A 4,392-nucleotide genomic window follows, 5' to 3' on the forward strand; every position below is an offset into this window, starting at 1 on the left:
CGACAGCACTACCTATGCCAACAGCCAAGTCAATGTCGGTGGCAACACTACCCTTGATATTGGTAATGATCTAAACATCAAAGGTGGTGTACTGAATACAGATAAGATTCAAGGCGTTATCGGCGGCGACATGACCATCGAATCGCTACAAGACACCGCTACTTATGACAGCGACCAAAAGAACATGGGCTTTAGTGCAGATCTTGATCTTGCCAAAGGTACAGGTTCTAGCCTATCGGTCAATGGCGGTAAGACCAATGTCAATGCTGACTATCAAACCGTGGGTGAGCAGTCAGGCATCTTCACAGGGGATGGTGGTATTGATCTTACCACCGAAGGCACAACCAATCTGATAGGCGGCGCGATTACCACCACGGACAAAGCCCTACAAAATGGATTAAACAACTATATCAGTAAAGGTGGCATTACGACCCAAGACATAGAAAACACCACCAGCTATGAGGGCGATGCCATTTCTGCAGGTGTTAGCATTGGTAATACCACCGGTAAACCACAAGCCACCATGAACGGCATTGGCTACGGCACAGATGGTGATAGTGATAGCAGTATCACTCGTGCAGGTATTACGGGTGTCGCTGGAAACAGTAGTATCACGACGGATAACCGTGAGGAGTATGCAGGAATACTTGAGAATGTGTTTGATGCCAATCAAGTGAATGAAGAGCTTGGGGCGCAGGTAGAGATCACTCAAGCCTTTGATCAAGAGCGTCGTAAGATTAAGACGGAGATTAATAAGAAAGAGCAGAAGTTAAGGGATGCCGCTGAGGAGCAAGATAAGTTAGGCAATACAGCTGCCAGAGATGATTTGAAATTACAAGCGGACAAGGTGCAAAAACAGGGTCTGTTCTTTGATGGTATTACTGGTGCCTTATATGGACCAAATAGTAATGGAGCAGTAGGTTATGTAGCCAAAGCTATCAGTCCGCAGATTGCCTTTCAAATTGGTCAAGCGTTCAAAGGCAATGATCTTGAAAATAGAATAAATGAAGATAATGAGCTTAATGGTATCGGTAGCCCGCAACACTTATTAGCACATACTATACTAGGAGCAGCGGTAAGCTACGCTACTAGTAATGATGCTATGACAGGTGGTATTGCGGCGGGTACAGGAGAAGCTGTAGTACCATTTTTGTCTCACTTTCTTTATCAGACTACAGACGCTTCAACGCTAACTCCAGAGCAGAAAGATACGATTAGCGCGATTACTAGTGTTTTAGGTGCTGGTATTGGACTGACAACAGGTAACGCTAGTGATGCGGTTAATGCGGCTGAGACAAGTAAGGTCGCGGTTGAAGATAATAGCTTGAAGCGTAAAGATGTTGAAAGTCTGCTTTACAAGATTGCTGTAGCCAAAAGGAAGTTGAAAGGTGGGCCACTTGACGCTGAAATGAAAAGAATTAGATCTTTAGCAGCAAAGATGGAGTCAAATAATCATGAGGAGATTAAAGCTTGCGAGAAGAATCCAACTGAGGCTTGTCTTAATAAGATTAGAGTTGATTATAGTAATGCCAATTTTGATGGACTAAGAGATGCTTATCGTGAGTATCAAGGTACAGAAAACATCATAAATGGTTATGAGCAACGTAATAACTCCCTTGTTTCTTGTAGCACATCCCGTCCTACAGACTGTGTGTATATGGATGGGGGTATACGAGTCATGAATGCAGCAGTTTATGAAGTTTTAGGTGCGGGGACTTTAAGAAAAATCCCGAGCGGTAAAAGTACTACTCAGGCCGCTAATGGAGCTAGTAAGACCTGTTCATTTCGTGGAGACATGTTGGTTAAAACCATTGCTGGCTATAGACCTATCTCTGAAGTCCGAATTGGTAATATGGTGCTATCTAAGAATGAGATAACTGGGAAGTTAACCTATCAAAGCGTATCAAATCACTATAATAATTCTTATAGGGCTACTGTATATATTACTATTAAAGACAGTAATGGTAATGAGCAAACTATTGTGTCTAATAAAATCCACCCTTTCTTTACTCAAGTCAATACAGGTGGTCAACTACCACAATCGTCAGAAGGACATGATTATCAAGGCAGTATTGATAACGCACAATGGATAGACGCTAGTAATCTAAAAGCAGGTTATCAGCTGTTATCAGAAGATGGTCAGTGGCAAGTTGTTCAAAGTGTGACACAGACTGAAGAACCGTTATCCGCTTATAATTTAACCGTCGATAATAATCATACGTACTTTGTCACAGGCAGTGATAGCACGTATGGCGTTTGGGTTCATAATGACTGTTGGAGTTCTTTACCAGATGGTGCTGAGTTGTCAGGTAAGACATTACCAAATGGTTCAAAGTTATATCAGTATAAAGAAGATGGAGAAATAAAACTTCTCTATCAAGGTAAAGACGGTAGATATTATGACAAAAATGTTTATAAACCTGATGATTTAAAGGCTCAACAGAGAGCTAAAGAAAATAAACCACCTGAACATATTTCTAATATAATTAATCCTCCTAATACAAATGAAATAACAGGAATTAAAGGGCTTGCGGAGGCTAAAGCTAAGACATCCGTACAAGGTGGCGGTAATTTACGTAGAAGATGGAAAGACAAAAAAGGTAGAATTTACGAGTGGGATTATCAGCATGGCGAATTAGAGAAGTATGACAAGTTTGGTAATCACATGGGAGCCTTTAATCCTAAAACTGGCCTACAGATAAAACCTGCTATAAAAAATAGGAAGATAACACCATGAGTAAAGTTATAAGAGAAATTAATATATATCCATTAGATGATGATTTTGCAGTTAGTAAAATAATTTTAAACCAGAATCAATTCTCTATACTAAAGGAGAACTTAAATAATAATGATGATAAAAATTATAGTTATGTTTATCCAGTTACTCTAAAAGATTGCTTACATGCCAATATTATTATTCCATCCGAGTATAGAAAGGAAGGTTTTGAGTTTCATTTAGTTACATATGAAAACTCTTAAAATATATTTTGTATAAGTAGCCGTAGTGCAGTGTTCTAATAAATTAGGAAACTGCATAAGAGGTTTTATTTATATAAAAGGATAAATAATGAATAATAACTTTCTTATCACAGTTCATGATTATGAATCTAATAATATTGAAAGTAAATGGATGGACATTGAAGATTTTATAGAAAGTAATGGTATTGAATACATGGACGAGTACTTTAATATAGAGTCTAATTTTATCTCTAGTATTAAGTCCTTTGGAGAGTACTTTTCAAAAGATAGATGTTTCGACTCCTTAGCTGCTAAAATTGAAGTCTATGAATACGATTCTGACTATAATTTCTATAGATTAGACGGTAATTATGAAAATCTTAAAGAGTTAAGTAACTATAATTTTAGTTTAATATCTGATTCTGACAAAGAGTTTGTTTATAGGTGTCAGTGTAGAGGAATGTGTAGCATATGGTTGATAGACGTTTTATCAATGTCGTATATTAAAAGTGCAATGGATGCCTTTTTTTACATGTATACTTGAATCCAGAGATTGATATAAGTAGTATATTTAAAAAAAATGATAACGTTTTTTCTACTATGATAAGGATACCTTGAATGCAGATGAAAATTACGATTATCCTAAAAATTGTGGTGATAAGGTATGGGGTTTAAATTGAGACATTATATTTTAAATTTAAAAGATATTATAAATAAATATTGCTTTAGTAAAGTTATTTTGTGTTACAAAGAATAGGTTTTAAAAAAGGAAGAACTTGAAGGTTTTAGAAAAATATGATTAACTTGAAAATTTAACTGAAGATAAAATGGTAGATATAGAATATAATGAATGTAATGAAATTTTTTTTGGGATAGACTCTTTTAATTACTTTTTAGAGGAAGAAAATCTTTGGAACGTTGAGAAATACTGGAAGCTGGAGTATTTTCTGATTAAACTATGTGCAAATTTAGAAGATGAGCAGGTATTACACAGAGAGTTAGTAGCAAATCTTTACTATCTAAGTTTTAGTATAAACAACCTTATAAATAGTCATAAAGATACTTCAGATTTTTATGAAATAAAAAATTTCAATGAAGATGAAGCAGATTACTGTCGTGATCGACTGAATTATATTATGAGAATACTCTGGGGACGGATTCCCTTTAACTCTCATGATTATATGATAACCAGTAATCCTCTTATTCAAAAAGAATTGAACTTAAGCAAGTGAGATTTACTATTAAGTATTAACTTATGCTAGATGAAAAATTTTGCACTTAAGATAAGCTAATTAAACTTAAAGAAAAGCTACGATTTTAGACAAATCGTAGCTTTTTTTATGTTCTTACGCCAACAGCCAAGTCAATGTCGGTGGCAATACTACCCTTGATTTTGGTAATGATCTAAACATCAAAGGTGGTTTACTGAATACA

General features: G+C 36.0%; 4 protein-coding genes. All 4 read left to right on the forward strand.

Annotation, left to right across the window (positions count from 1 at the left end; translation table 11 throughout):
* On the forward strand, positions 1-2,737 hold a 2,737-nt coding region (locus tag ACT3SX_RS14065), incomplete at its 5' end, for a polymorphic toxin-type HINT domain-containing protein (RefSeq protein ID WP_444753302.1).
* Positions 2,734-2,979, forward strand: a complete 246-nt coding sequence (locus ACT3SX_RS14070) for a hypothetical protein (RefSeq protein WP_192519886.1) — start codon at positions 2,734-2,736, stop codon at positions 2,977-2,979. The genes ACT3SX_RS14065 and ACT3SX_RS14070, both read left to right, overlap by 4 nt.
* Before the next feature lie 88 nt (positions 2,980-3,067).
* On the forward strand, positions 3,068-3,502 hold the full coding sequence (locus tag ACT3SX_RS14075; protein WP_192992590.1) for a hypothetical protein: 435 nt from the start codon (positions 3,068-3,070) through the stop codon (positions 3,500-3,502).
* A 283-nt stretch (positions 3,503-3,785) separates the two neighbouring features.
* Positions 3,786-4,190, forward strand: a complete 405-nt coding sequence (locus ACT3SX_RS14080) for an Imm41 family immunity protein (protein WP_192992578.1) — start codon at positions 3,786-3,788, stop codon at positions 4,188-4,190.
* Positions 4,191-4,392 lie beyond the last annotated feature (202 nt).

The organism is Psychrobacter sp. AOP31-B2-9 (assembly GCF_052378005.1).
Taxonomy (GTDB): Bacteria; Pseudomonadota; Gammaproteobacteria; order Pseudomonadales; family Moraxellaceae; genus Psychrobacter.